The sequence below is a fragment of the Microbacterium sp. ABR10 genome (assembly GCF_057812175.1).
In genome coordinates this window covers 2,867,479-2,892,902 of the sequence record NZ_CM173821.1, presented here as the reverse complement: position 1 = coordinate 2,892,902, position 25,424 = coordinate 2,867,479, and the positions used below count along the sequence as shown (strand labels likewise).

Genomic DNA, 25,424 nt, shown 5'->3' with positions numbered 1-25,424 from the left:
CGGTTTCGCACCCCGTGGAGCTGTCGAATACATCGCTGGTGAGTCTTGGAGGCTTCATGGTTCACGAGGAGCCCTTATCGGGCGGCAACGCGAGCGGCGACGGCGTGGTGCGCGCGGGTGAGACGGTCCGCAAGCCTTGGGTGGCCTCGACGCCGAGCGTGGTCGCGTTCGTGAACGCGCTCCGCGTCGCCGGGGTCGATGCACCCGCCCCGCTGGGGCGAGATGACGCCGGCCGACAGGTGCAGGAATTTGTTCCCGGCACGCTTGCGCTCGACGTGTACCCGCTTCCCCAGCCCGACCTCCGCCGCGTGGGGGCGATGGTCCGCACTATCCACGACGCGAGCTCCACTTACGTGCCACCGGCGGGGGCGGTCTGGGAGACGGCTATCCCGGCGCCCGGCGCCGATCTGATCTGTCACAACGACCTCGCCCCCTGGAACCTCCTCATGGGTGAGAGGTGGATGTTCATCGACTGGGACGCGGCCGCCCCGAGCACACGACTCTGGGACCTCGCCTACGCCGCGCAGGCCTTCACTCTCTCCGACCCCGAACGTGACCCGGACCTCGCCGCGGCAGACCTCGCGGCGTTCATCGACGGCTACCAGGCCGATGATGAACTCCGTCACCACCTCCCGGGCACGATGAGCGAGCGCACCACGGCGATGTACGAGCTGCTGCGCACCTCACACGAGAGTGGCGCCGAGCCGTGGGCCTCGATGTTCTCGGAGGGATACGGCGAGCATTGGCTCCGCGTAGACCGCTACGTCCGCAGCCACCGGGACACCTGGCGCACGGCTCTGCTCGCTTCCTAACGGACGGTGCGAAACCGATCGGTTTCGCACTGCTGGCCGCACTCGCCAGATCAGCTTTGATCAGTGCCCAGGGGTAAGACCTCGATGTGTTCACCCTCGTCGTCGTACCAGACTTACTCAGCGGATGTCATCAGTTCGGCGGGCACCGAAGCGATATCGCGTCGAGCATCAGCATGGAGCGCTTGCCACTCCTGTTCGGGGAGCGCGCCGGCGTACAGAAGGGAGAGGTGGAACACCCACTCTTCGAGCGGGAGCTCGCCGATTCGTTGAAAGTCGGTGGTGTCGAGCAGCTCAGTGAGGTTCGCGTACGCGCTTACAAGTGAGGGCGTACGTTCGGCTCGCGCAATGACGATTTGAAACGGTGCCGGGAACCCGTCGACCGCGGCCACCCGCAGATCTATGGGAGCCTGAGCGGCTGCCCATTCAGTGAGGGCGTTCCGGAGCGATTGCACTCTCTTGGGTTCATAGAAGCCCCGTAAGGTCACGTGGCCGGTGTTGGGGTGGGAGAGGTGTCTCTACACGGCCGAAGAGCGATCGCTGCTCGGCGTCGTAGAACTCCTCGACATCCGCGACAGGGCGCAGAACCAGGTACTGCTGGCCACGCAAGGAGCGGACCAAGTCGGGGTCGGTCATGAAGGGTCGTGGCATCCGATGGGCTCCCTTTCGTTCGCGAAGTCGTTCGACCCTAGCGGCCCATCTCGCGCGATTCACTCGTGTTACATGGACGCCCCAGTGGTGCGAAACCGATCGGTTTCGCACCACTCATGATCACGCGCGCCACGCGTATCGAGGAGCCCGTCAACTCGCGGGCACGATCGGTGCAAAACCCCGTTGCGAAACCCGGGGCCGTGCAAAACGGGTCCCGACCCTTTCGCATCGGTTGTTCTTGTTTCGGCGGCGCGTGCCCCGAGGGAGACACGGCGCCGTGTCGAGGGGGCGGGGCTCCGGCCCGAGGGAGCGCGGACTGAGGTCGTCCTCTCGTCCGGAGAGACCGTGCGCGCGCAGCGCTCACAGCTCCGCCGTCAGGGTCCGGCCGGCGCCAACCGCAACGCCCCCGACGCCGTCACCTCTACCCGCACGGCATCCAACCCGTCCACCACGAGGTCGGCGGTCAACTCCTCTTCGGCCGTCGTGCCGGTCAACGCCAACACGGCGCACCCCGCCGCGCGGGCCGCGGCGATGCCGGCCGGGGCGTCCTCGACGACGAGGCAGCGAGCCGGGTCGACGCCGAGGCGGGCGGCGGCCAACAGGAACGGCTCAGGGTGCGGCTTGCCGTGGACCACGTCGTCGACCGTGACGAACACGTCGGGCCGGTCGTAGCCGGCCGCGGCGAGACGGGCGGTGGCGATCGGCACCGACCCCGATGTGACGATGGCCCGGCGTTCGGCCGGCACCGAGGCGAAGAACGCGTCGGCGCCTCGGATGGGGAGAAGGCCCACGGCATCCGTCACCTCGAGGTCGGTGACGTGCGCGAGGGCTTCGGCATGCCGGTCGGCGGGCAGCAAGTGGCCCACGAGCGTGCGCGCGGGCTGGCCGTGGTTGGCGTGCAGGGCCTCCATTGACACGTCGAAGTGCTCGGCGAATCGGCGCCATGACCGCACGACGGATGCCGTGGAGTCCACCAGCGTGCCGTCGAGGTCGAAGAGTACGGCGTCGAACTCGCGGGTGAAGATCTCGGCGTCCGCGTCGACCGGCCGCCGGATCCCCAGCGCCGGCAGGACGCGGGCCAGTTGCTGCGCCGTCGACAGCTCGGCGTCGACAGCGGTCACCGGGATCGAGGGTGCCACGGGGGCGGTGTCGGGCCGGTGCGCGTCGCGAGATGCCCCGCGCGAGGAGCGGCGGGATGCCAGCACGGCGGGGTCTCCGTCGACGTGCACGACGTGCGGCTCGCTCGGGGTGAGAGCCTCGCGCAGGGCGTCCCACTCAGGGCCCCCGGTCAGCTCGGTGGTGAACGGCGCCACGACCACCACGCGGCCCGCGGTGGAGAGGGCGTCGGCGGCGGTGGCGCGGAGGGCGGCGTAGCGTCCGGCGCGGATCGCCGGGGCGTGCGGCGAGGTGAGCCAATGGCCGTCGAGCGCGCCCTCGGGGAGCGCATCGAGCAGCGGTGTCGTCACGCTGTCGAGGTCGATCAGGGGGGCGCGGAGCGCGATAGCGAGAGCCCGACCGAGTGTGCTCTTGCCGCTGCCGGCCGTTCCGGCGACGACGACGGCGAGGAATTCGGGCATTTGACACGGCGTCGGCATACCCCCACCATAGACGTAGCAAGTCACCGGTGTCATGCTTGGAATTCCGGGGCTCGAAGAAGTTCCGGAGAGGACGGCCGCTCGTGCGAGACACCGGTGACATGACCCAGGCCGCTGCGCGCACCCCGCTCGATGCGTCGACCGGCCTGCACGCCGGGCTCGACCTCGGCAGCACCGCCATCAAGATGCTCGTCATCGACGATGCCGGCCGCGAGGTCGCGGGTGCCCAGGTGCCCACACCGTGGCGTGTCGGCGAGGGCGGCACCACTGACATCGCCGCCGACGACCTGCTGGCCTCGGTGCGCACGCTCATCGACCTCGTCGAAACCGACCTCGCCCCGCTGACCGCCCAGCCGCTGACCTCGCTCGCCGTCGCCGGCATGGGGGAGACCGGCATCCTGATCGACGCGAACGGTGCCGCCGCGGGCCCGGGCTTCGCCTGGTTCGACCCGCGCGGGCTCGACCAGATCGCGGCGTTCCCGCAGGCGGTTCGCGAGGAGTTCGCAGGCCGCACCGGGCTGCCCCTCGGCGCTCAAGTGAGCGTCGCCAAGCTCGCCTGGCTGCGCGACCAGGGCACCGACCTCAGCGGTCTCCGCTGGCTCGATCTTCCCGAGTTCGTCGTCGCAGCCCTCGGCGGCGACGTCGCCCTCGAGCTCTCCCTCGCCTCCCGCACCGGGCTCATCGACCAGGACTCCGGCGCCGCTTGGCCCGCCATGCTCGACGCGCTCGGCGTCGACGACGCCCTGCTTCCGCCGCTCCGCGGTGGCGGCCTGCCCTGGGGTACGGCATCCGAGGCCTTCGGGCCGCGCGTCGCGGGCGCCGCCCTCACCGTCGCGGGCCACGACCACCTCGTCGCCGCGCAGGCCAACGGGACCCTGGATGCCGGGAGCTACCACGTCTCGCTCGGCACCGCCGAGGTGCTGCTGCGCGTGCTCGACGCGCCGCTCGGGTACGCGGCCCGCCAGCGCCTCGCCGACGCGCTCATCAACGAGGTGCGCCACGTCGTGCCCGGCCAGCACGTGCTCGTCGCCGGGGTCAAGACGGGGCTGCTGCTGCGCCGCGCGCTGCACGCGGCGGGGATCAGCGACCGCGCCGGTCGCGACGAACTGGATGCCGCGGTCATGGCCCTGCCCTACGAGGGCGAGCTGCCGGCCGGTGCGATCGAGGTCACCGGCGCCCGCAATGATGACGGCGTCCTGCGCCTGACGCTGCACACCGAAGCTTCACCGGCCGAGATCTTCGGCGCGGTGCTTCGGCACAGCAACGACGAGGTCGCCGCACTCATCGCCGCCATGGACCGCGAGGTCGCGCCCGCGACCCGCTCCACCCTCACGGGCGGGTGGGCGGGTATGGCGAGCGTCCGCCGAGCCCGCGCCGAGGTGCTGCCCGATGCGTCCCTGTCCACCCGCGAACAGGACGTCGCATTCGGAGCCGCCGACATGGCGCGGCGGCTTGTCTCGGCATCCGTCCCCTCCTGAAACCACCGCCCCCACCGCATCCCGCCCGCGACCGGGCGCGAGACAGAACCCCAGAGAAGAGAGATCATGAACGAACTCACCACCCTCGAGCGCCGCGCGCTCCAGTCGATCAGCACCCCCGACGGCCACATGCTCATCGTCGCCGCCGATCAGCGCAACGGCATGAAGGCCGCGATCAAGGACGCCCCCAACGGCTCCGACGCCATCTCGCGCGAAGAGCTCGCCGCGGTGAAGGCCGACCTCGTGCGCCACCTCGCCAACCACGCCCCCGCGATCCTGCTCGACCCCGAGGTCGCGCTGCCGCAGATCGTCGACGACGGTGTTCTCGACCGCGACACCGGACTCGTCGTGGGCCTGGACGCCTCGGGCTTCGAGACCGTCGATGGCCTGAAGTACACGCGCTTCGTGCCCGGCGTGACGCCGCGCACGGTCCGTGACATGGGCGGCACCGTCGCGAAGATGCTCTACTACACGCGCCCCGACAAGCAGGATGCCGACTCCCGCGTCGCCCAGGAGATCCGCGACCTCGTCGCTGCCTGCGAGGCCGAGGGCCTGCTGCTGATCGTCGAGCTGCTCACCTACCAGCTCGAGGACGAGAGCGACGAGGAGTACAAGGCGAAGTTCGCCGACCTCGTCGTCGACGGCGCCGCCCTCGCCGTCGCGTGCGGCTCCAAGATCCTGAAGCTCCAGTACCCGGGCTCGGCCGAGGCCAGCGCCCGCGTGACCGAGGTCGCCCAGGGTGTGCCGTGGGCCGTGCTGTCGGCCGGCGTCGACCACGAGACCTTCATCGAACAGGTGCGCACCGCCGTCGCGAACGGTGCTTCGGGCGCGATGGCCGGCCGCTCGCTGTGGAAGGACAGCCTCTCGATCGACGCCGACCGCCGCGAGGAGCTGCTTTCTGGCCGCGCCCTGCCGCGCCTGCGCGAGCTCGCCGACGCCGTCGACGGCCGCTGACATGCGCTCGACCGCCCGGCGCCGGGTACGTCCATGACCGCGTCCGACATTCGTCGGTCGAGGATCCCGCGTGTGCATGCGGGGGATGGATGCCACGGTGCCGGGCGGGAGGGCTCTCCTTTCGCCCGGCGGGGAGCGGTGTCGGCCCTCGCCGGCCCGGCACGGGTCGACGGTGACCGGCCGATAGGGTTGCACGTCGAAGCCGCCACTCGCCCACATCCCGGAGGTGCCTCGTGACGACGATGCGCGACGTCGCCCAGCGCGCGGGTGTGAGCACCAAGACCGTCTCGCGAGTCTTTAACGACGACCCCCACGTGCTGCCCGACACCCGGGCGCTCGTCGAGGCCGCGATGCGCGAGCTCAACTATGTGCCCAACGCCCTGGCGACCACGTTCCGCGCGGGTCGCGCCTCCGTCATCGGCGTGGCCGTGCCCGACGTCGTCGACCCCTTCTTCGCCGCCATCGCGCGCAGCGTCGAAGACACCGCGCGACGCCACGGCCTCTCCACCCTCGTCACGAGCCTCGGCGAGAACCCGGCCGACGAGCGGGCCGCGCTCGAGTCGCTCCTGGGCCGCCAGCTCACCGGGCTCGTCATCGCCCCCGTCGGCACCGACCATTCGTGGCTCGAGCGGTGGCGCGGGCACACCCCCATCGTCTTCGTCGACCGCGCCCCCGCGGGGCTGACGACCGACACCTTCACCGAGAACGACGAGGCCGGCGCCCACCTCGCCACCGCCCACCTGCTCTCGCACGGGCACCGTCGCATCGCCTACCTCGGCGACATGGTCCACCTCTCCACCGAGACCAAACGCGTCGAGGGGTGGCGCCGAGCCCTCCGCGAGGCCGGGGTCGAGATCGACGAGCGCCTCGTCGCCTCGCAGGTGTCCGACCGCGAGACCGCGGCATCCGCTCTGGACAGGCTGCGCGCGCTCGACGAGCCGCCGACCGCGATCTTCTCGGCGAACGCCCGCTCGTCGATGGCGCTCGCGCACGTGCTGCGCGGTGATCCGTTGCCGTTCGTGGGCTTCGGCGACTTCCCCATGGCCGACACGCTCAGCCCCGCCGTCACCGTGATCGACCAGGATCCTCGCCGTATCGGCGCGCTCGCCGCCGAACGGGTGTTCGCGCGGCTCGAACCCGATGCCGGTCTCGGGCTCGACGAGGTCACCGTCATCGACGTGTCTTTGGTCGAGCGGGAGTCCTGCCGCCTCTGACGCTGCCGCGTCCCGCCTCGAGCCTGCGCGCCCCGGCTGCCGGCGACGCGCTGCTACCAGCGGCGGCCCCGCCGACGGCGCCGCCCCCGGTGCGGCGCCCGCGCCGCCGGTGACGCCCCTGGCGCGGCGCCCGCGCCGCCGGTGATGAGCGGAGGGCGTGGATCGAGGGGAGGATCTCCGCGGGTCGATCCTCCTCCGCTGGTCCCTGCTCCTCCGCCCGTCACGCGCCCCCGCCCGTCACGCGCCCCCGCCCGTCACGCGCCCCCGCCCGTCACGCGCCTCCACCCGTCGCGCGCCCCCGCCCGTCACGCGCCACCACCCGCCTCGAGCCACCACCCGACGCACATCGCCCCGGCCGAGACAAGAGCCCGCGCGCGATCAGGTGCGCCGGATAGAACGGAAGGGACCAGCCGCCACCGCTCCCGAGAAGAGGGCTCCGATGACGACCTTCCCGTATGCTCCGCGCCGCACCGACGCCCAGACGGGGGTGACGGCATGAGGCTCACCGATACGAGCGATCTGTGGTGGAAGACCGCGGTCTTCTACAACCTCGACGTCAAGACGTACCTGGATGCCGACGGCGACGGCGTGGGCGACCTGCGCGGTCTCGCGCAGCGGCTCGACCACCTCGCCGAGCTCGGCGTGACGTGCCTGTGGCTCGCCCCGTTCTACCCCTCGCCCCAGCGTGACAACGGCTACGACATCGAGGACTACTACGGCGTCGATCCCCGCTACGGCTCGCTGGGCGACATGGTGGAGGTGCTGCGCACCGCGCACGACCGCGGCATGCGCGTGATCGTCGACCTCGTGGTGAACCACACCTCCGACCAGCATCCGTGGTTCAAGGACGCCCGCTCGAGCCCCGACAGCCGCCATCGCCACTTCTACCAGTGGCGCGACGACGTTCCCGAGGACGCTCCCGCCAGCATGTTCCCCGACGTCGAAGACGGTGTCTGGTTCTTCGACGAGACAGCGGGTCAGTACTACAAGCACTCGTTCTACCGGCACCAGCCCGACCTCGCCACCGACCACCCCGAGGTGCGTGAGGAGATCGCGAAGGCCATCGGCTTCTGGCTCGAGCTCGGTATCGACGGTTTCCGGGTGGATGCCGTGCCGTTCGTCATCGACGGCGACGACGGCCCCGAGCACGAGTTCCTGCGGGAGCTGCGCGGCTACGTCTCGCGGCGCAGCGGCCACGCGATGATGCTCGGCGAGGTCAACCTGCCGTATGACGAGCAGATGCGTTTCTTCGGCGACGCCGACGGCGACGAGCTCACGATGCAGTTCGACTTCGTCGCCAACCAGCGTCTGTACCTTGCCCTCGCGAGACAGGATGCCACGCCCTTGCGCGAGGCGATCGAGTCGCGGCCCGCGATCGCCCGCGGCAATCAGTGGGGAAACTTCGTGCGCAACCACGACGAGCTGACTCTGGATCAGCTCAGCCCGGCCGAGCGCGACGAGGTCTTCGCCGCTTTCGCCCCCGACGAGGGCCAGCGCATCCACGGGCGCGGCATCACGCGACGCCTGCCCTCGATGCTCGAGGGTGATCCGCGTCGCATCCGCATGGTCTACAGCCTCATGTTCTCGCTGCCGGGATCGCCCGTGCTCTATTACGGAGAAGAGATCGGCATGGGCGAGAACCCCACGATCGAGGGCAGCAGGGCGGCGGTGCGCACACCCATGCAGTGGACCGGCGCCGACGACGCCGGCTTCTCGCCCGCCGACGAACTCATCGCCGAGATCGTGCCCGGGGGCTTCGGCCCGCAGCACGTCAATGTGGCGCAGCAGCGGAACGATCCCGACTCGATGCTGCGATTCGTCCAGAACCTTGTGCGGCACTACCGCGCCTCGCCCGAGATCGGGTGGGGGGAGCTCGGCATCCTGGATCAACCGCACACGTGCGTGCTGGCGCACTCGGTCACGAGCGAACTCGGCATGTTCGTCGCCGCGCACAACTTCGCGCCCGACGGTCGCGCCTTCCGCCTCGAGATCGACGGAGCGGATGCCGAAGGCTGGAGCGTCGTGAACCTGCTCGACGACGACTCCGGCGCCGAGACGCTCGAGCGCGGCGGCTTCAACGTGTCGCTCGACGGGTACGGGCACCGGTGGTGGCGGGTCATCCGGCCGGGGGAGCGGCGGATCGCCTGAGCCTTGGTGGCGGGCGCGGCGGGGAGCGAGCGAGCGCGACGCCCCCCGATGACGCCGCGCCCGCCGCGGAGATGGGCCGGTCGGCTGTGCGTCCGGCCCGCGCGAGCGGCGGGTCCCCCCGACCTCTCGCTCGCGGTCTCGTTCCATCCAAACACAGCCCCTTGTAAATAGCACCCACCGGTTGCTTGTAATTACAAGCATCCGGCGTGTCCGGGTCGTCTACGATCGACACGTGGGTCGCGGCGCCGTCGGACCACCCTCCCGGTACTCCCGTCGAGTGGTGGCGAATGTGGACCGCCTGCGGAGGGCGAAGGGCCTCTCCGTCGGCGAGTTGCTTCAGCGCGCCGGAATGACGAAGAGCTACTACCAGTCCCGCGCCGGATTCTCGCTGCCCTACAACACCAACGACATCGAAGCCCTCGCCGCCGCCCTCGGCGTGACCCCCGAAGAGGTCGCTAGTCCCGAGACCGCCGCGCGCATCGAGATCCGGATTCCTGTCGTTCCCCTGGCCGCGCGCGTGCGTCGACTGGTCGAGAGCCACGCCGCCACCGAGGACGAGCTCTTGCAGCACCTCGCCGACATCGATCCGTTCCTCGCCCGCGGCGCGAGCACTCTCCTCTCCGCCGAGACCTCCACCGTCGTCCTCGACGAGGAGGTGCTCCGGCTCATCACGCACTGGGCCGACGTGCCCACCGAATACCTCACGGATCACACCGACGAGGCGGTGACGGAGCGGACGGATGCCGAGCTCGAGCTGCGCGAGGCCATGCGCGCCGCCGGGGCCAGCAGCATCCAGTTCCGCGCCCTCGGGCAGATGTCACCCGACGCCCTGCGCGCCATCGCCCACTCTCTTCGCAGCGGGCCGCCCGCGGCATGAGCGGCCGACGGGGGGAGGCGGCCGTGACGGAGTCGGACGACATGATGCGGCGCGTGCGCGCGCGCACCGATCGCGCTGTGGGCCGGGCGGGCATCGAGGTCGGTATGGCCTTCGACGACATCGTGCGGGCGGTCGAGGACGCCGTTGAGATCCGCCTGCGCGTCGTGGAAGAAGCCGACACCCAGGGGTGGGGCACGCTCACCGGTTTCCTCACGGTCTTCGACGACCAGCGCGTGGGCACCATCCACGTGCGCGCATCCGACCCGGCGCTCTATCGCCAGTTCGCGGCGTCTCACGAACTCGGTCACCTGCTCGACGACGCGCATTGCAGTGGTGCGCTGCAGGAGCGGTCCTCGGTGTCGCCCTACGACGACCCGACGCTGAGCACCCCGGAGTTCGAGGCCGAACTGGTCGCCGAGCACGTGGCCCACCGCATCGCCGGCGTGCTCTACGGCGATCCTCGTGTCGCGGAGTCGTCGTGGTGACGGTCGCCCTGATCGATGTGGCGCTGGTCGGACTGCTGGCCGTCGTCATCCTCCGCGCACGCGCGGCGTTGCGGTATCCGCGGGCGCGGATCGCGTGGTGGGGTGCGCTGGTCGGGGCGGTCGCGCTCCTCACCCAGGGCACGGTGATCCCGCTCGCTCAGCTCGACGGCGTGCTCGGCGGCACGAACGTGCTCAAGCTCGTGCAGAACGTCCTCACGATGGTGGCGCTGTGGCTCGGCATCCAGGCGGGCACCGCCCCGGTCTCCGCGCGCGTGCACACGCTCCGGTGGCGGTTCCCCGTGCTGCTCGGCATCCTGTTCGCGGTCGTCTTCTTCGTCGCCCTGCCCGAGCGCGGGACCTCGTCGTTCCGTTTCGTCGAGGACGCGGCAGAGACCTCGACGGGCGCGTGGCTGTACGGCGTCGTGCACATGGCGGGGATCGCTCTGGTGGGGGCTCTGCTCTTCCGCTCGGCCCGCGGGTCGCTCCCGGGAGTGCGCCCCTTCTTCCGCGTGGGTGCGGTGGGCATCGTTCTCGGCTGCGTGAGCGAGATCCTCGACCTCACGCTGACCCGGTTCTTCGGGGCGAACCTCGTGGTGGGCGCTCTGTTCGACCCGCTGTTCTACCTCGGCGTCGTGGCGTTCGTCGTCGGGATCCTGCGAGCCTCGCGCGCGTCGGCGCGCATTCGCCGTCGGGGCGAGGAACTGCTGGCGCGACTCGGCGATCTGGCCCGCAGACGAGGCGTCCGGCGCCTCGCCGCCGTGTCGTCCGATGCTCCCCTCGACAGCCGCCTGCACGCACTGCGGGTCGCCATCGAGGACGCCGCGATCGCCGCCTCGTCGCCGTTGACCGGCGAGCAGCGCGCGTTGCTCGATGACGTCGACGCCCATCTGACTCGACAGACCATGGGAGCCCGCGCATGATCCGTTCCTTCGTCGTCGGTGCCGGTGTCGTCACCGCCGCCGTCGCGATCGCCCACACCGCTCTCGCCGGATACGTCGCCCGCAGATTGGTCGCCCCCCGCGCGCCGAAAATATTCGCGCCGGTGTTCATCGAGGGTGACACGGTGTCGGTGCCGGTGATCGACGACAGTCGCGAGCCCGGCGTCTACGGGCTGCGGTTCGACGACGGATCGCACCTGCCGGTGGGCGACATCGTGCGGGTCGAGCGCGACCGTGTCGTCCGCCGGATCCTCGCCCGGCCGGAGGGGCTGGACGACGGCGAGGCGATGGCCGCGTGGACCTCGCAGAACATCGGCGCCCCCGAAGACGTCGGCCCCACTCGCCACGTCGCCGTTCCGCTCCGTCGCGGCGGCACCGCCGAGGCGTGGGAGATCGGCGATCGCGAGACGGCCGACGGGCGGTGGACGATCCACGTGCACGGTCTGCGCTCCAGTCGCAACGGCGCCCTACGTTCGGCGCCCGCGACGACGGATGCCGGCTGGATGTCGCTGGTGGTGTCGTACGCGGGCGATGAGGAGTGCGCGCCCGCCGACGCTCTTCCCTCGAGTCTCGGGACGCGCGAGTGGCGCGATGTCGACGACGCGATCGCCTACGCGATCGCGTGCGGCGCGCGCGAGATCGTGCTAGTGGCGTGGTCGATGGGCGGGACGATCGCGATGCTCGCGCTCGAGGAGTCGCCGCACCGCGGCACGGTGACCGGACTCGTGCTCGTCGCCCCCGCTCTGGATTGGACGCGGGTCGTCGAGAACGCCGTCGCCGGCGCCCACCTCCCGCGCTCGATCGCCGCAGCGGCCATGCGCGTGCTGGGCAGCCCGGTCGGCGCCCGTGCGCTCGGACTGATCGAGACGGTCGACGCCCGCGCGCTCACCTGGGTGGGCGGACACCGACCCGGACCGCGCATCCCGACGCTGATCCTGCACAGTCGTCTCGACCCCGTGGTGCCGTTCTCAGGATCGGTCGCGTACGTCGAACGGCATCCGGATGCCGACCTGGTGGCGTTCGACGCGACCGGCCACTGCAACGAGGCCAACCAAGAATCCGAGCGTTTCCACGACGCCATCGACGGATTCTTACGGTCCCTCTGAGCGCGGCGGCGGCGTTCTCGGGCATCGGCGCAGGTCACGGAGTGCCGGGGGAGGTCCCTGGGCCCGTAGAGGGGTCCTCCTCGTGGGTCGGTGGCGGCACAGGTCCCTGAGCTTGTCGAAAGGACCGATCGTTCTGCTGCGCCGGTGGAGTCAGTGGGCTCCGCAACCGCGGTCCTCGCCGTCGGCCGAGACCCTAGGCGCCGAGCACCTCGGCGATCGCCCCCCGCGCCCCCCGCTCAGCCAGCAAGGCGCGCGCGGCGAGGTAGGCCTCGCGCAGGCGTGCGCTCTGTCCGAGGTCGCCGAACACCGGCGCGTAGTCGAGCAACGCGGCGGGGTCGTCGGTCACGATCGCGCGCAGCTCGTCCAGGCGGCTGTCGACCGCGGGGGTCTCCGCGCCGTCCTCGGTGCGACCTTCCAGGAAGACGCTCCACGCCGCCAGCACGAGGGCGGCGTGGTCGATGCGCCCACCCGCGGCGAGCTGCTCGCGCACGACCGGCAACAGGAACTTGGGCAGCCGGTCGGAGCCGTCGACGACCTGTCGCGCGAGCGTGTCGCGGATGGCCTCACTGCCGAACCGCTCGATGAGCTGGTCGCAGTACGCATCGAGGTCGATGCCCGGCACCGGCCGCAGGGTGGGGATGGCCTCGTGGTGCATGTACCCCTGCAGGAACGACACGAACAGCGGGTCGGTGCACACCTCGTGCACGTACTCGGCGCCCGAGAGGATCCCGAGGTAGCTCATCGCCTGGTGCGAGGCGTTGAGCAGGCGCAGCTTCATCAGCTCGTACGGCTCGACGTCGGCGACGAGCTGCACGCCGACCTCGTCGAACGGGGGCCGACCCGCGGGGAAGGCATCTTCGAGCACCCACTGCTCGAACGATTCCGAGCGCACGGGCCAGCGATCCCGGATGCCGAACTCTTCGGCGATCGCGGCACGTGTCTCATCGGTGGTGACCGGGGTGATGCGATCGACCATGGAGTTGGGGAACGACACGTTCTCGGCGATCCAGGTGGCGAGCTCGGAGTCTCGGCGCTCGGCGAAGCCCAGGAGGGCGGCGCGGGCGACGTGGCCGTTGCCCTGGATGTTGTCGCAGGACATGACGGTGAAGGCGGGGATGCCGGCATCCCGGCGTCGACGAAGGGCCTCGGTCAGCAGACCCATGACGCTACGCGGGGGAGTGGAGCCGTCGAGATCGGCGAGGGTCAATTCGTCGCGGGGCGCGTAGGCGCCGGTCGCGTCGTCGATGCCGTAGCCACCCTCGGTGATGGTGAGCGAGACGATGGCCGTGTCGGGATCGGCGAGCTTGGCGACGACGGCCTCGGGGTCGTCGGGGGCGAAGAGGTATTGCACGATCGAGCCGACCACGCGGGCTGTGGAGGAGCCGTCGGGGGCGGTGGTCACGAGCGTGTAGAGGTCGTCCTGCGCGGCGAGGGCATCGCGCATCGGGGCGTCGAACGACAGCACGCCCACCCCGCACAGCCCCCACTCGGTGTGGCCGGCCTCGAGCAGGCGGTCGAGGTACATCGCCTCGTGCGCGCGGTGGAACCCGCCGACGCCAAAGTGCACGATCCGCGAGCGCACGGCGGAACGGTCGTAGGTCGGCACGGAGACGTTCGCCGCGAGCGAGGAGAGGGCGTCGGCGGTGAGATCGGTCATGCGGGGCTCCGTGGGGTGGGGCGGTGAGGTGGGGACCAGGTCCCTTCGACGGGCTCAGGAACCTGGGTTGCGTGAGCCCGGTGACTGAGCCTGTCGAGCTCCCGGGCGGGGGTAGTGGATGCCGGGACCCCAGCGCCAGGCGCGGGGTCCCGTGGTCCGTGGTCTTTGAGGGTGAGTCGCCCCTCTTTGCCACTCGAGACGGACCCGTGCGGCAATGTGGCGCAACTCGCGCGGGGAGGGGGTGGATGCCGGGACCTCGGCGCGAGTGCGCAGGTCCCGGCATCCGGGGTTTCAGCAGGAGGACTTGTAGACGGCGTCGGCGCCGTCGGTGGCGATGTTGTCCTTGGTGAGGATGGTGAAGCCGGTCTGGATCTTCTCCTCCGTGGCCTCACCCTTCAGCGCCGCGATGGCCTGCTTCACGCCGTCGGAGCCGATGGTGGCGGGCTCCTGCGCGACGAGGGCCTGGACGGTGCCGGCTTCGAGGGCCTTCACCTGGGCGGGGCCGGCGTCGAAGCCGACGATGGTGACCGATCCCTGCTTGCCGGCCTGCTGGACGCCGGTGGCGGAGCCTTCGGCGGCGAACAGGTTGGCGGCGAAGATGCCGACGATGTCGGGGTCCTTCTGCAGCGCGGCGGTGACGATCTCCGCGGCGGTGGAGGGCTCGTTGTGCGAGTACTGCACCCCCACCGATTCGAACTTGCTGTCCTTGGCGACGGCGTCTTCGAAGCCCTGGGCGCGGGCGTCGGTGGTGGAGACACCCGGGTCGGTGGACACGACGAGCACCTTGCCACCGTTCGGGTTGGCCTCCTGGATCGCCTCGAACGCGGCGGCGCCGCCGCCTTCGTTGTCGGAGGAGATCTGCGACACCGCACCGGAGGGGTCCTCCAGCGTCGTGTCGACCAGGACGACCTTGATCCCGGCGGCCTCGGCGGCAGCGATGGGGGCCTGCATGGCCGACACGTCGGTCGGCGCGATGAGCAGCGCGTCGGGCTGCGACGCGACGACGGCGTCCACGATCGGCTTCTGCAGGGTGGGGTCGAACTTCTCGGGGCCCTGGGTGGTGACGGTGGCGCCTTCTTTTTCTGCTTCGGCTTCGATGCCGCACTGCATGGAGATGTAGAACTCATCTCCCGCGACGCCCTGCACGAACGCGATCTTGTACCCGTCCTCGGCACCGCCCGATGCGCCGCCGGACGCTGCTCCACCGGAGCAGCCCGCGAGGGTCAGGGTCGCCGCCATGCCGAAGACCGTCAGTGCGGTCGCCTTGTTGTTCCACTTCATTGTGATCACCGTTCTTGTGTGTCGGGTTCTGGGTAAGGGGTGGAGGAATGGAAGCCGCCGCGGCTCAGCCGCGCCGACCTCCGCTGAGGAATTTGCGCCAGAGGCCCTGGCTGTTGCCGCGGGTCGCGGCGGTGCGGCGCACCTGGTCGACGTAGACGGCGGTGATCAGCACCGCGCCGACGGCGACCTGCTGCCAGAAGGGCTGCACACCGGTGATGACGAAGCCGTTCTGCAGCACCGCCGGGATGAACAGGCCGACGACGGTGCCCATGATGGTGCCGACGCCGCCGAACAGCGAGGTGCCGCCGATGACGACCGCGGCGATGACGTTCAGGTTCGTCTGGGTCTGCCCCGCGATGGCGGTCGTGGAGAACTGCGACAGCGACAGGATGCCGCCGAGCCCGGCCAGTGCGCCCGAGATCGTGTAGATCTTGATGAGCTGCGCGTCGACCTTCACGCCGACACGGCGGGCCGCGATCTCGCTCGATCCGACGGCCAGCGTGTACAGGCCGAAGCGCGTGTAGTGCAGCACGATCGCGCCGATGACGACCACGACCAGCGCGATGACGCTGATGATCGGCACCGAGCCGAAGACATTGCCATAACCGATCGAGACCGTGAGCACGGTGGGCACGTCGCGAACGTCGACGCCGCCGGTGAGGATCTGCGCGAGACCGAGGGCCATTCCGAGCGAGCCCAGCGTCACGATCAGCGGCGGGATCTTCGCCTTGGCGATGAGGAAGCCGTTCAAGAGCCCCCAGCACACGCCGCTGAGCACGGCGACGATGATGCCGACGATGGCGACGCCCCATCCTTCGCCGCCCATCGCCCGCATCACGAGTGCGGCGACGACGCCGGAGAAGACGAGGACGGAACCCACCGACAGGTCGATGCCGGCGGTGATGATCACGTACGTCATGCCGACGGCGAGAACGGCGAGGATCGAGGCGTTCTGGATGATGAGCCGGAAGTTCGACCACTGGGCGAACGACTCGGGGGCCAGGATGCTGAACACGATGATGATCGCCAGCAGCACCAGGAGGATCTGGAACGCCTGGGTGCGCAGCACGGCCACGAACGGGTTGGCCTTCTTGTTGTCGTCGAAGGTGCCGATGGCGACGGTTTCGGTGGGGGGTGTGGTGGTGCTCATTTCTGGTCGTCCTTCGTGACGGCGCCGGTCATGAGCCCGACGAGTTCTTCCATGGAGGTCTGCTTGGCGTCGATGTTCGCCACCCGGGTCCCCAGGCGCAGCACCTGGATGCGGTCGCACACGTCCATGACGTGGGGCATGGAGTGGGAGATGAGAACGACGGCGATGCCCTTGTCGCGGACGCGACGGATCGTTTCGAGGACGTTCTTGGTCTGACGCACGCCGAGGGCGGCGGTGGGTTCGTCGAGGAACACCAGGCGCCCGGCCCAGTGCACGGCGCGGGCGATCGCGATCGCCTGCCGCTGCCCACCCGACATCTCCCCCACGGGAGAGGTGAGGGAGCGGACGGTCGCGCCGAGCTCGTCGAACGCCGCGCGGGACGCGACGGCCATGTCCTTGGTCTTCATGAACCCCAGGGCCCCCGCGAGGCCCGGGCGGCGGATCTCCCGCCCCAGGTACATGTTCTGCACCGGGTCGAGGTGCGGGGCGAGGGCGAGGTCCTGGTACACCGTCTCGATACCGAGGGCGGAGGCGACCTGCGGGTTGGACATCTCGATCGGCTTGCCGTCGAAGAGGATCTCGCCCTCATCGACCGCCAGGTTGCCCGACAGGGCTTTCACGAGGGTGGACTTGCCGGCGCCGTTGTCGCCGATGAGAGCGGTGACCTCCCCCGGGTAGACCTCGAAATCGACGTTGTTGAGGGCGCGGACATGGCCGAACTGACGCGAGAGACCCCGCGCCTGCAGCACGGGCACGGTCGTGGTGGTGCTCATGAAGCAGCTCCTTCGTGGTGGCCGAGGGCCCCGGCGGGGGCCTCGGAGACGGTGACGACGAGGTGGGCGCGGTGGCGTCCGCGCTCGACGACGGCGGCGTTGGCCTCGTCGACGTCGCGAACCCACGCGACGGCCTCGTCGTGGGGGTGGTCGTGGGAGAGGCGGCGTGTCACCAGCCGCTCGCGACGCTCGGCGGCGTCGACATCGAGGAACCAGACCTCGTCGAGTCGGGATGCCACGGCATCCCACCCGAACCGGTCGTGCAGCAGGTAGTTGCCCTCGGTGATGACGAGGGGTACGTCGGCGGGCACGAGCACCGCCGAGCCGATGGACTCCTCGAGGCTGCGGTCGAAGCGAGGGGCGTAGACCGCGTGACCGGCACGGATGCGGTCGAGGAGGGCGACATAGCCCTCGACGTCGAACGTGTCGGGGGCACCTTTGCGCTCGCGCCGTCCGAGGCGCACGAGCTCCTCGTTGGCCAGGTGGAAGCCGTCCATGCCGACGAGGATCGCGTCATCGCCGAGGGCGTCGAGCAGCGCGTCACTGACGGTGGATTTGCCCGCCCCGGGGGTACCGGCGATACCCAGCACACGACGCTCACCGGTGGCGGCGAGGGCGCGGGCACGGTCGACGAGGTCGACGATGCGCACGGTCGCGGCGGCCGGGGTCGCGGCGGTCTCCGAAGTGTGGGTCACGGCTGTGTGGGTCCTTCCGGGCGGCGTCGCACATCGGGAGTGCTGCGTCGGCGAAGCGGTTTCCGGTGGGGTGCACCGGTCGAACTTTGGTTACGGTACGGCCACCATGTCACCGGTGTCAACACCCGTGATCAATTCGTCATGACACCGAAGTCATCCGCGTGATTCTGTGGTTATAGTGGGCCGCGACGACACCGCCGTCGTCCTCGCCTCCAGGACCCGCGAAAGAGCCCACCCATGACCGAATTCACCGACCGCACCATCCTCGTCACCGGCGCCGGTGGCGGCATCGGCGGCGCGACCGTCCGCCACCTCGTCGCCGCGGGCGCGACCGTGCTCGCCGCTGGTCGCACCGCCGACAGCGTCGAGGCGATCGCCGCCGAGACCGGCGCCGAGCCCGTGGTCTTCGACCTCGAGTCCGAAGACGAGATCCGCACCGCGATCGAGGGCCGCGACCTCTACGGCGTCGTCAACTGCGGCGGCTGGGGTGGCGAGATCGCGACCCCCATGGAGACCGACATCGACGTGTTCGACAAGGTCATGAGCATCAACGCCCGCGGCTCGCTGCTGGTCACCAAGTACGCCTCGCGCGAGATGATCCGCGTCGGCAAGGGCGGTGCGATCGTCAACGTATCCAGCCAGGCCAGCCTCGTCGCCCTCACCGGCCACATCTCGTACGGCTCCTCCAAGGCGGCGCTCGACAACATCACGCGCGTGTCGGCCCTCGAGCTCGGCGGCTACGGCATCCGCGTCAACAGCGTTAACCCGACCGTCGTCATGACGCCGATGTCGGCCTGGTACTGGGGTCGCCCCGACATCGAGGGCCCGTTCCTCGAAGCGATGCCCCTGCACAAGTGGGCGACCGAGGACGACATCGCCGCCCCCATCGTGTTCCTGCTCAGCGACGGCGCCGGCATGATTTCGGGCGTTTCGCTTCCCATCGACGGCGGCTACTCCAGCCGCTGATCCCGGATGCCGCGGGGCGGCGCCGCGGTGGGCGGCGCCGTTTCGCGGTCGCGGCGGCACGGCACAACCTCAGTGATTCGCACAGGGTTAGTGGCATTCGGCCCTGACGGTTGAGGTTGTGCGAATCGCTGACTTTGCGGGGCGGCGGCGGGGGCTGCGGTGGCGGCGGGTGCGCGGTGGGCGCGGGCGACGCCCGTTGGGTGATGCGTATCCTCAGCGATTCGCGCAAGGTCAGTGGCATTCGGCCCCGGCGGCTGAGGTTGTGCGAATCGCTGACTTTGCGTGGCCGTAGTCCGGGCGCAACTTGTGGTGCCGCCGCCGATCCCTCGGGCGAGCCCGCGCCTCCGGTCGGCCACCACGGCGACCGCGCCGTCAACGGCGACCACGACCGCGGCGGCAACGGCGACCGCGGCCCGACCTCGACGTCAACGGCGACCACGACCGCGGCGGCAACGGCGACCACGGCCCGACCGCAACGGCGACCACGGCCCGACCGCAACGGCGCCCGCGACCGCGACCGCAATGACAACCACGGCCCGACCGGAACGGCGACCGCGGCTATCGCTTCGGCTTCTCGTGGACCCGCGGGGCCCATGCCGCAGGGTGAGTGGGCTAGAGGCCCAGCGTCCGCCGCAAGAAGTCGTTGCGGAAGACGCCGCGCGGGTCGGCTTCGCGGGCGGCGGCGAGGAAGTCATCGACGCGGGTGAGCGTTGCGCGCGCGGCGTCGCCGGGCATGGTGAACGCCTTGCCCCAGTGCGGCCGCACGTCGAATGGCGCCAGGGCCGCCTCGATGCTCGGCAACACCCCGAGAACCCCGTCGGTGTCGTTACGCCACGTGAAGTGGATGGCGAGGACGTCGCGCTGGTAGGCCGGGCTGAGCCACAGCTCGTCGGCGGCGACGGTGCGCAACTCGCTCACCAGCAGCTGCGCGTCGAACGCGGGGGCGACGGCTTTCACCGCGGCGAGGGCCTCGCGCGCCGACGCCAGTGGAACGAAGTACTCGGTCTGGATCTCGTCGCCGTCGCTGGGGAGCGCATCGGCGCGGAAGTGCGGCAGACGCGTGTGCCACGGCCCGGGCGTGCCGCGCGGGGTGGTGTTGTCGACGGTGCGGATACGCCCCAGATGGATGTCGTCGCCGACGGGACGCCCGCCCAGCTCTTCGACCCAGTCGGGCGCGCCGTCGTCGCTCTTCGCCCACACCATGTCGTGCGCGGGGTCGCCCCACGTGGTGAAGACGCTGACGCTGCGCGAGCCGCCGAACACCCGCTCGGGGTCACCCGCGATGTCGTCCCACGCGACGCCGGTGTACGCCTGCTGCGTCACCTGGTAGCTCGGTTCGGTCTGCAGTTCGACGGCGGTCACGACACCGAAAGCGCCGAGCCCGATCGCCGCGGCCGGGAACCAGGCGTGGGCCTGGTCGACGTGGTGCGTGTGCCCGTCGGCATCCATGATGTCGAGCGCCCGTACCGCGCTCGACAGGTTGCCGTTTCGCACACCCGAGCCGTGGGTGCCCGTGGCAGTGGCGCCGGCGACCGAGATGTGGGGGAGCGAGCCCAGGTTGTGCAGCGCGCGCCCCTCGGCCTCGATCACGGGCGCGAGCTGGGCGAAGGTGACGAGCCCCTCGACGCGCACGCGATCGCTGATCACCTCGACGCGGGTCGGCAGGCGCTCGAGCGAGACCAGCGCCGCGTCCGAGTCGGCGACGTCGTTGAACGTGTGCCGCGTGGCCTGGACGCGCAGCGTGCCAGCGGATGCCACCACCTCGGCGAGCTCGACGAGGTCACTCGGCAGGAGCACCTCGGTGGCGCGGTAGCGGTGGTTGCCCGACCAGGTGGCTCCGGGGTCGCGTCTGTGGATCACGCCTCCCATCCTGCCTCGAACCTCCGACATCGGAGTCGCCGCTGTCCGCCGTCCTTCGCCGTCGCCTCGCCGCGGCGGAGGAGATTCTGGAAGAGGAGGACGCTGTGGCGGTGGGTCTCCTCCCCTCTCGGGATCTCCTCCCGCCACGGTGGTCGTCGCTTCCGCCGCGTCGGACTCAGCGAGCCGGGAACAGCTGCGCCTCGAACACCGCCTCGGCCGCGCCGACGAGCAGGCGGTCCTCGCCCAGCTCGGCGACGGCCAGGCGCAGGCCGTCGGCGCAAGCCGCCACCGTCTGCGCGCGGACGGCGGTGTCGAGGCCGTCGAGGTCGCGGGCGGCGAGCACGGCGAGGAAGCCGCCCAGCACGATGACCGCCGGGTTCAGTACGTTCGCCGCGTTCGCCAGCGCCGTCGCGAGGATCCTCCGCTGCCGATCGACCTCGGCGTGCGCCGCGGGATCGGAGGTGGATGCCAGGGCAGCAGCGAGGACCGCGTCGTCGCCGCCGTCGAGGCCCACCGCCGACAGCAGCAGCGCTCGGCTCACCTCGTCTTCGAGCACCCCGCCGCTCGCGCGCCGGTCGGCCGCGTCGACGATGCCGGGGCGGTTCTGCCCGAACTCCCCGGCGTAGCCGCCGGCGCCGCCGAGAGGGACGCCGCCGACGATCACGGCGCCGCCGATGCCGCTCGCGCCGCCGTTGAGGTAGACCACGTCGTGCGCGCCGCGCGCCGCACCGAAGAGGTGCTCGGCCAGAGCGCCGAGGGCCGCGTCGTTGCCGACGTGGGCGGTGAGGGTCGTGGCATCCGTCATCAGCTCCGAGAGCGGAGCGTCACGCCACTGCAGGTGGGGTGCCTCGCGGACGAGTCCGTCGGACGCGCGCACCGGGCCGGGTACAGCCACGCCCACACCGACGATCCGGCTCTCGGCGAGCGGTCCGCTCCGCCAGCCGGCGAGGGCCGCCTCGACCAGCTCGACCGTGCGCTCGGGACTCAGGAGGGCGGTCTGCTCGAGGCGCCGGCGCGCGATGATCGTGCCATCGAGGGTCACGGCGCCGATGTCGAGCGCATCGACCTCGGGGTTGACCGCCACGGCGACGACCCGGGGGTCGGGCACGACGATGGGGGAGGGACGACCGACGCGCCCCAGGGCCTCGGACGCTCGCTCGATCACGAGGCCGGCACGCTGCAGTTCGCCCACGAGATCGGCGATCGTCGAGCGATTTAGCCCCGTCGCCTCGGTGAGGGCGGCGCGCGAACGCGGACCCTCGCGGTGCACGGTGCGCAGCACGAGCGAGAGGTTGGCACGGCGCATGCCGTCGCCCCGACTCCCCGCGGTGACCATGCCACCACTGTGCCACGGGCGGGTGCGGTCAAGGACTCGCGTGACCGTGATGGCCCGCTCTGGCGTGAGCGCTCACGTGGCCACGATAGGCATCCGGCGCCGAGGCCGCCGCTCCCCTCACGCATAAACACGCTTCGTGCGCATAAACGCGCTGTCGTCGTGTTTCCGCGCACGAATCGTGTTTATGCGTGGATGCCGAGCCGGCGTCGGCGCCGCGCGGCGGCGGCGATCCCGCGCGATGGCGCCCCATTCCCACCCCGGTCCCGCGCGATGGCGCCCCATTCCCACCCCGGTCAAAGGCGGCGGTGCGAGGATCGAAGCATGGACCTTTCCGGCATCCCCGTCACCACCCTCCAGGGCGAAGAGACCACCTTCGGCGCGCTGACCGAGGGCAGGGCCGCGCTCGTGGTGAACGTCGCCTCGCGCTGCGGGCTCTCGGGGCAGTACGAGACCCTCGAAGAGCTGCACAAGCGCTACGCCGACCGCGGGTTCACCGTGATCGGCTTCCCGAGCAACCAGTTCCTGCAGGAGCTCAGCGACAGCGACAAGATCGCCGAGTACTGCTCGTCGACGTGGGGCGTGACGTTCCCGATGACCGAGAAGGTCAAGGTCAACGGTCGAAACGCCCACCCGCTCTACAAGGAGCTGACGCAGACCCCGGATGCCGAGGGCAAGACCGGCCGCATCTCGTGGAATTTCGAGAAGTTCGTCGTGGCTCCCGACGGCCGCGTGACCCGCTTCAGCCCGCGGACGCTCCCCGACGCCCCCGAGGTCGTCGCCGCGATCGAAGACGCGCTGCCCGGCTGAGCGTCCCCCACGAGGGGGAGGTGCGCGCCGGCCGGTGTGCCTACGGTGAAGCCATGACACGCCACGATCCCGAGCGCTCATCCGCGGTGAACCCGATCGCGATCGGCATCGTCCTCGGGTTGCCGGCGGGCGCCGCCATCGGCGTGTTCGGCTTCGACAATCTCGCACTCGGGTTGCTGCTGGGCGCCGCCGTGGGTCTGACCGCCGGGGTCGCGGCCGACACGCTCCTCCGGAGGCGTTCGGATCGGTGACGCGCCCGCGGCCGTGATGTCGGGCGGCTGAGGCGCCCCGGCGCTCGTCGGTAATCTGAGCGACATGACCGATGCTGTCGTCCTTGTCTCCGGCGGTGCCGCCGTCACCCCGTACACCGACCCGGAGCGCGCGGCCGCGTCCGGCCTCGCGGCGGGCAACACGATGACCGCCCTCCGCGCGCACTTCCTCGACCACGGCATCCGCGTGTTCACCGCTCCGGCCCGCATCGGTGAGGGAGAGGTGGGGGAGGATGCCGGGTGGCAGGGCTTCGCCGACGTCCCCGTCGTGCTCCCGGCCGACGTCACGATCAACGCCGTGGGCCGCGTCGACGACGCAGGGGTCGCACTCGCCGGGTTCTTGCGGCGCCTCGCCGCGGACGAGGGCGTGACCAGCGTCGACCTCGTCGGTCACTCGATGGGCGGCCTGTTCTCACGCGCCGCGATCCGCGAGCTGGGCGACGACAGCCTCCGGATCGAACGGCTCGTGACACTCGGCACCCCGTGGGACGGATCGGTGCTCGGCGACCTCCTCGACGGCGAGCTCTCGGAGGATGACGCGCACGACGACCCGGCGACACAGCAGATCTTCGCCGAGGTGCGCCCGTACGCGGATGCCCACTCCCAGGGAGCCGCGCACGAGGTGTCGCGCCGGTTCCTGCGCGAGTGGAACCATGCCCAGGCGGGGGTGCTCGACCGCATCCCGGTGACGGCGATCGGCGCGGGGTACTTCGCCGCGGCGACCGAGCCGGCGCAGCTGTGGCCGCACGACGGTCTCGTCTCGCTGACCAGTGGACGCGCCGACAAGATTCCCGCCGCGGTGCTGCCGACCGTCGAACGGCACTCGTTCTCCGATCACGTGCACAGCATCTTCTTCGCCGAGGCGTTCGGGCTGCCGTGGGACCGCGCGCTCACGTGGGATCCGGAAGTGTTCGCGGTCGTGGACAGGGCGCTCGGGGTCTGAGGCAGGGGCTGGACGCCGCGGCATCCGCCATATATGTTGTGAGCACCAACAAACCCCGATGTGCGTCATGACGCACCCGTGCGTCTCCATGCGAAGGAGCAGGAATGCCCACCCCCACCCGCGATGACAAGTTCTCGTTCGGACTCTGGACCGTCGGCTACAACGGCACCGACCCCTTCGGTGGCCCGACCCGCGAGCCCCTCGACGTCGTGCACGTCGTCGAGAAGCTCGCCGAGCTCGGTGCCTACGGGCTCACCTTCCACGACGACGACCTCTTCGCCTTCGGCTCGACCGACGCTGAGCGTCAGAAGCAGATCGACCGCCTGAAGGGCGCGATGGAAGCCACCGGCATCATCACGCCGATGGTCACGACGAACCTGTTCTCCGCTCCCGTCTTCAAGGACGGCGGCTTCACCTCGAACGACCGCCAGGTGCGCCGTTTCGCGCTCCGTAAGGTGCTGCGCAACCTCGACCTCGCCGCGGAGCTCGGCGCTAAGACCTTCGTCATGTGGGGCGGCCGCGAGGGCGCCGAGTACGACTCCGCGAAGGACATCCGCCAGGCGCTCGAACGCTACCGCGAGGCCGTCAATCTGCTCGGCGACTACGTCACCGACAAGGGCTACGACATCCGCTTCGCGATCGAGCCCAAGCCCAACGAGCCCCGCGGCGACATCCTGCTGCCGACCCTCGGCCACGCGATCGCGTTCATCGACTCGCTCGAGCGTCCCGAACTCGTGGGACTGAACCCCGAGGTCGGACACGAGCAGATGGCGGGCCTGAACTTCGCCGCCGGTATCGCCCAGGCGCTGTACCACGGCAAGCTCTTCCACATCGACCTCAACGGTCAGCGCGGCATCAAGTACGACCAGGACCTCGTCTTCGGTCACGGTGACCTGCACAACGCGTTCGCGCTCGTCGACCTTCTCGAGAACGGCGGCCCCGGCGGCGTCCCCGCTTACGACGGCCCCCGCCACTTCGACTACAAGCCCTCGCGCACCGAAGACGAGACGGGCGTCTGGGACTCGGTCTCGGCCAACATGAACACCTATCTGCTGCTCAAGGAGCGCGCCGCGGCCTTCCGCGCCGACCCCGAGGTGCAGGAGGCGCTCGAGGCTGCGAAGGTGGCCGAGCTCGCGCAGCCGACGCTGAACGAGGGCGAGACCTATGACGACTTCCTCGCCGACCGCTCGGCGTACGAGGACTTCGACACCGACGCCTACCTCGGCGGCAAGGGCTTCGGCTTCGTGCGCCTGCAGCAGCTCGCCACCGAGCACCTGCTCGGCGCCCGCTGAGTTCGGAGGGGCCCGGATGCCACGGCATCCGGGCACCCGTCCGTCCGACGCGGCCGGCGGGTCCATCTCGGCGCCGCTAATCCGGTTCCCGGCCCCGCCTAACCCCTGTTGAGTGTCCACAACACTCCGCGCCACCGGCG

23 protein-coding genes are annotated in these 25,424 nt (G+C 70.6%); 14 read left to right on the top strand and 9 right to left on the bottom strand.

Annotated features, from left to right (window positions below; translation table 11 throughout):
* The first annotated feature begins 56 nt into the window (after nucleotides 1–56).
* Nucleotides 57–812, top strand: coding sequence for a phosphotransferase (locus ACXKZF_RS13500; protein WP_488984524.1), 756 nt, complete (start codon nucleotides 57–59; stop codon nucleotides 810–812).
* Nucleotides 813–925: 113 nt separating this feature from the next.
* On the opposite strand, the gene ACXKZF_RS13495 is transcribed toward ACXKZF_RS13500, so the two are convergent.
* The gene (locus ACXKZF_RS13495) at nucleotides 926–1,264 is read right to left on the bottom strand and encodes a hypothetical protein (protein WP_488986004.1); all 339 of its coding nucleotides are present in this window, start codon (nucleotides 1,262–1,264) and stop codon (nucleotides 926–928) included.
* A 570-nt stretch (nucleotides 1,265–1,834) separates the two neighbouring features.
* Entirely contained in the window at nucleotides 1,835–3,037 is a 1,203-nt protein-coding gene (locus ACXKZF_RS13490; RefSeq protein ID WP_488984523.1) for an HAD-IA family hydrolase, read from the bottom strand.
* 119 nt (nucleotides 3,038–3,156) lie between these two features.
* On the opposite strand from ACXKZF_RS13490, the gene ACXKZF_RS13485 reads away from it, so the two are divergent.
* From ACXKZF_RS13485 to ACXKZF_RS13450, 8 genes are all read left to right on the top strand, one after another.
* The gene (locus ACXKZF_RS13485) at nucleotides 3,157–4,533 is read left to right on the top strand and encodes an FGGY family carbohydrate kinase (protein ID WP_488984522.1); all 1,377 of its coding nucleotides are present in this window, start codon (nucleotides 3,157–3,159) and stop codon (nucleotides 4,531–4,533) included.
* A 66-nt stretch (nucleotides 4,534–4,599) separates the two neighbouring features.
* Nucleotides 4,600–5,487, top strand: coding sequence for a tagatose-bisphosphate aldolase (locus ACXKZF_RS13480; RefSeq protein WP_055960420.1), 888 nt, complete (start codon nucleotides 4,600–4,602; stop codon nucleotides 5,485–5,487).
* Nucleotides 5,488–5,729: 242 nt separating this feature from the next.
* A complete protein-coding gene (locus tag ACXKZF_RS13475) occupies nucleotides 5,730–6,701 on the top strand; it encodes a LacI family DNA-binding transcriptional regulator (RefSeq protein WP_156459310.1) in 972 nt (323 codons plus the stop codon).
* A 495-nt stretch (nucleotides 6,702–7,196) separates the two neighbouring features.
* Nucleotides 7,197–8,849, top strand: a complete 1,653-nt coding sequence (locus ACXKZF_RS13470; protein WP_488984521.1) for an alpha-amylase family protein — start codon at nucleotides 7,197–7,199, stop codon at nucleotides 8,847–8,849.
* Between the two features lie 280 nt (nucleotides 8,850–9,129).
* Nucleotides 9,130–9,726 carry a hypothetical protein gene (locus tag ACXKZF_RS13465; RefSeq protein ID WP_488984520.1) on the top strand — a complete coding sequence of 199 codons (597 nt, stop codon included), beginning with the start codon at nucleotides 9,130–9,132 and terminating at the stop codon, nucleotides 9,724–9,726.
* Between the two features lie 23 nt (nucleotides 9,727–9,749).
* The gene (locus ACXKZF_RS13460; RefSeq protein WP_055960408.1) at nucleotides 9,750–10,211 is read left to right on the top strand and encodes a hypothetical protein; all 462 of its coding nucleotides are present in this window, start codon (nucleotides 9,750–9,752) and stop codon (nucleotides 10,209–10,211) included.
* A complete protein-coding gene (locus tag ACXKZF_RS13455) occupies nucleotides 10,205–11,131 on the top strand; it encodes a hypothetical protein (RefSeq protein ID WP_488984519.1) in 927 nt (308 codons plus the stop codon). The genes ACXKZF_RS13460 and ACXKZF_RS13455 overlap by 7 nt, the downstream gene beginning before the upstream one ends.
* Nucleotides 11,128–12,255: an alpha/beta hydrolase gene (locus ACXKZF_RS13450; protein ID WP_488984518.1), complete on the top strand. Its 1,128-nt coding sequence runs from the start codon at nucleotides 11,128–11,130 to the stop codon at nucleotides 12,253–12,255. Before ACXKZF_RS13455 ends, ACXKZF_RS13450 begins: the two co-directional genes overlap by 4 nt.
* A 193-nt stretch (nucleotides 12,256–12,448) precedes the next feature.
* Here the strand turns inward: ACXKZF_RS13450 and ACXKZF_RS13445 are convergent, their stop codons facing one another.
* From ACXKZF_RS13445 to ACXKZF_RS13425, 5 genes are all read right to left on the bottom strand, one after another.
* Complete coding sequence (locus tag ACXKZF_RS13445) at nucleotides 12,449–13,912, bottom strand: mannitol dehydrogenase family protein (RefSeq protein ID WP_488984517.1); 1,464 nt, start codon at nucleotides 13,910–13,912, stop codon at nucleotides 12,449–12,451.
* Nucleotides 13,913–14,203: 291 nt separating this feature from the next.
* Entirely contained in the window at nucleotides 14,204–15,193 is a 990-nt protein-coding gene (locus ACXKZF_RS13440) for an ABC transporter substrate-binding protein (RefSeq protein WP_488984516.1), read from the bottom strand.
* A gap of 64 nt (nucleotides 15,194–15,257) precedes the next feature.
* Complete coding sequence (locus ACXKZF_RS13435; protein ID WP_055955503.1) at nucleotides 15,258–16,343, bottom strand: ABC transporter permease; 1,086 nt, start codon at nucleotides 16,341–16,343, stop codon at nucleotides 15,258–15,260.
* The gene (locus tag ACXKZF_RS13430) at nucleotides 16,340–17,116 is read right to left on the bottom strand and encodes an ATP-binding cassette domain-containing protein (protein WP_488984515.1); all 777 of its coding nucleotides are present in this window, start codon (nucleotides 17,114–17,116) and stop codon (nucleotides 16,340–16,342) included. Before ACXKZF_RS13430 ends, ACXKZF_RS13435 begins: the two co-directional genes overlap by 4 nt.
* Nucleotides 17,113–17,811 carry a nucleoside/nucleotide kinase family protein gene (locus ACXKZF_RS13425; protein WP_488984514.1) on the bottom strand — a complete coding sequence of 233 codons (699 nt, stop codon included), beginning with the start codon at nucleotides 17,809–17,811 and terminating at the stop codon, nucleotides 17,113–17,115. The genes ACXKZF_RS13430 and ACXKZF_RS13425 overlap by 4 nt, the downstream gene beginning before the upstream one ends.
* 237 nt (nucleotides 17,812–18,048) lie before the next feature.
* Between ACXKZF_RS13425 and ACXKZF_RS13420 the strand changes: the two genes are divergently transcribed.
* Nucleotides 18,049–18,777, top strand: a complete 729-nt coding sequence (locus ACXKZF_RS13420) for an SDR family oxidoreductase (protein ID WP_055955512.1) — start codon at nucleotides 18,049–18,051, stop codon at nucleotides 18,775–18,777.
* A gap of 612 nt (nucleotides 18,778–19,389) precedes the next feature.
* Here ACXKZF_RS13420 and ACXKZF_RS13415 read toward each other — a convergent pair.
* Nucleotides 19,390–20,637 carry a D-arabinono-1,4-lactone oxidase gene (locus ACXKZF_RS13415; protein WP_488984513.1) on the bottom strand — a complete coding sequence of 416 codons (1,248 nt, stop codon included), beginning with the start codon at nucleotides 20,635–20,637 and terminating at the stop codon, nucleotides 19,390–19,392.
* 175 nt (nucleotides 20,638–20,812) lie between these two features.
* Nucleotides 20,813–21,973 carry an ROK family transcriptional regulator gene (locus ACXKZF_RS13410; RefSeq protein ID WP_488984512.1) on the bottom strand — a complete coding sequence of 387 codons (1,161 nt, stop codon included), beginning with the start codon at nucleotides 21,971–21,973 and terminating at the stop codon, nucleotides 20,813–20,815.
* 321 nt (nucleotides 21,974–22,294) lie between these two features.
* Between ACXKZF_RS13410 and ACXKZF_RS13405 the strand changes: the two genes are divergently transcribed.
* The 4 genes from ACXKZF_RS13405 to xylA all read left to right on the top strand — a co-directional run bounded on the left by ACXKZF_RS13405 (nucleotide 22,295) and on the right by xylA (nucleotide 25,284).
* Nucleotides 22,295–22,780 (top strand): glutathione peroxidase, encoded by a 486-nt coding sequence (locus tag ACXKZF_RS13405; RefSeq protein ID WP_488984511.1) that lies wholly within the window; start codon nucleotides 22,295–22,297, stop codon nucleotides 22,778–22,780.
* Between the two features lie 53 nt (nucleotides 22,781–22,833).
* The gene (locus tag ACXKZF_RS13400) at nucleotides 22,834–23,031 is read left to right on the top strand and encodes a glycine zipper domain-containing protein (RefSeq protein ID WP_055955525.1); all 198 of its coding nucleotides are present in this window, start codon (nucleotides 22,834–22,836) and stop codon (nucleotides 23,029–23,031) included.
* Nucleotides 23,032–23,095: 64 nt separating this feature from the next.
* Nucleotides 23,096–23,992: an esterase/lipase family protein gene (locus ACXKZF_RS13395; RefSeq protein ID WP_488984510.1), complete on the top strand. Its 897-nt coding sequence runs from the start codon at nucleotides 23,096–23,098 to the stop codon at nucleotides 23,990–23,992.
* A gap of 104 nt (nucleotides 23,993–24,096) precedes the next feature.
* Entirely contained in the window at nucleotides 24,097–25,284 is a 1,188-nt protein-coding gene (gene xylA, locus ACXKZF_RS13390) for a xylose isomerase (RefSeq protein WP_488984509.1), read from the top strand.
* Nucleotides 25,285–25,424 lie beyond the last annotated feature (140 nt).

What these genes read in the sequence shown, in the direction of transcription:
- ACXKZF_RS13500 (WP_488984524.1), top strand. Translation starts at nt 57, where the DNA reads ATGGTTCACGAGGAGCCCTTATCGGGCGGCAACGCGAGCGGCGACGGC.
- ACXKZF_RS13490 (WP_488984523.1), bottom strand. Translation starts at nt 3,037, where the DNA reads ATGCCCGAATTCCTCGCCGTCGTCGTCGCCGGAACGGCCGGCAGCGGC.
- ACXKZF_RS13485 (WP_488984522.1), top strand. Translation starts at nt 3,157, where the DNA reads ATGACCCAGGCCGCTGCGCGCACCCCGCTCGATGCGTCGACCGGCCTG.
- ACXKZF_RS13480 (WP_055960420.1), top strand. Translation starts at nt 4,600, where the DNA reads ATGAACGAACTCACCACCCTCGAGCGCCGCGCGCTCCAGTCGATCAGC.
- ACXKZF_RS13475 (WP_156459310.1), top strand. Translation starts at nt 5,730, where the DNA reads ATGCGCGACGTCGCCCAGCGCGCGGGTGTGAGCACCAAGACCGTCTCG.
- ACXKZF_RS13470 (WP_488984521.1), top strand. Translation starts at nt 7,197, where the DNA reads ATGAGGCTCACCGATACGAGCGATCTGTGGTGGAAGACCGCGGTCTTC.
- ACXKZF_RS13450 (WP_488984518.1), top strand. Translation starts at nt 11,128, where the DNA reads ATGATCCGTTCCTTCGTCGTCGGTGCCGGTGTCGTCACCGCCGCCGTC.
- ACXKZF_RS13445 (WP_488984517.1), bottom strand. Translation starts at nt 13,912, where the DNA reads ATGACCGATCTCACCGCCGACGCCCTCTCCTCGCTCGCGGCGAACGTC.
- ACXKZF_RS13440 (WP_488984516.1), bottom strand. Translation starts at nt 15,193, where the DNA reads ATGAAGTGGAACAACAAGGCGACCGCACTGACGGTCTTCGGCATGGCG.
- ACXKZF_RS13435 (WP_055955503.1), bottom strand. Translation starts at nt 16,343, where the DNA reads ATGAGCACCACCACACCCCCCACCGAAACCGTCGCCATCGGCACCTTC.
- ACXKZF_RS13430 (WP_488984515.1), bottom strand. Translation starts at nt 17,116, where the DNA reads ATGAGCACCACCACGACCGTGCCCGTGCTGCAGGCGCGGGGTCTCTCG.
- ACXKZF_RS13420 (WP_055955512.1), top strand. Translation starts at nt 18,049, where the DNA reads ATGACCGAATTCACCGACCGCACCATCCTCGTCACCGGCGCCGGTGGC.
- ACXKZF_RS13410 (WP_488984512.1), bottom strand. Translation starts at nt 21,973, where the DNA reads ATGGTCACCGCGGGGAGTCGGGGCGACGGCATGCGCCGTGCCAACCTC.
- ACXKZF_RS13405 (WP_488984511.1), top strand. Translation starts at nt 22,295, where the DNA reads ATGGACCTTTCCGGCATCCCCGTCACCACCCTCCAGGGCGAAGAGACC.
- ACXKZF_RS13400 (WP_055955525.1), top strand. Translation starts at nt 22,834, where the DNA reads ATGACACGCCACGATCCCGAGCGCTCATCCGCGGTGAACCCGATCGCG.
- ACXKZF_RS13395 (WP_488984510.1), top strand. Translation starts at nt 23,096, where the DNA reads ATGACCGATGCTGTCGTCCTTGTCTCCGGCGGTGCCGCCGTCACCCCG.
- xylA (WP_488984509.1), top strand. Translation starts at nt 24,097, where the DNA reads ATGCCCACCCCCACCCGCGATGACAAGTTCTCGTTCGGACTCTGGACC.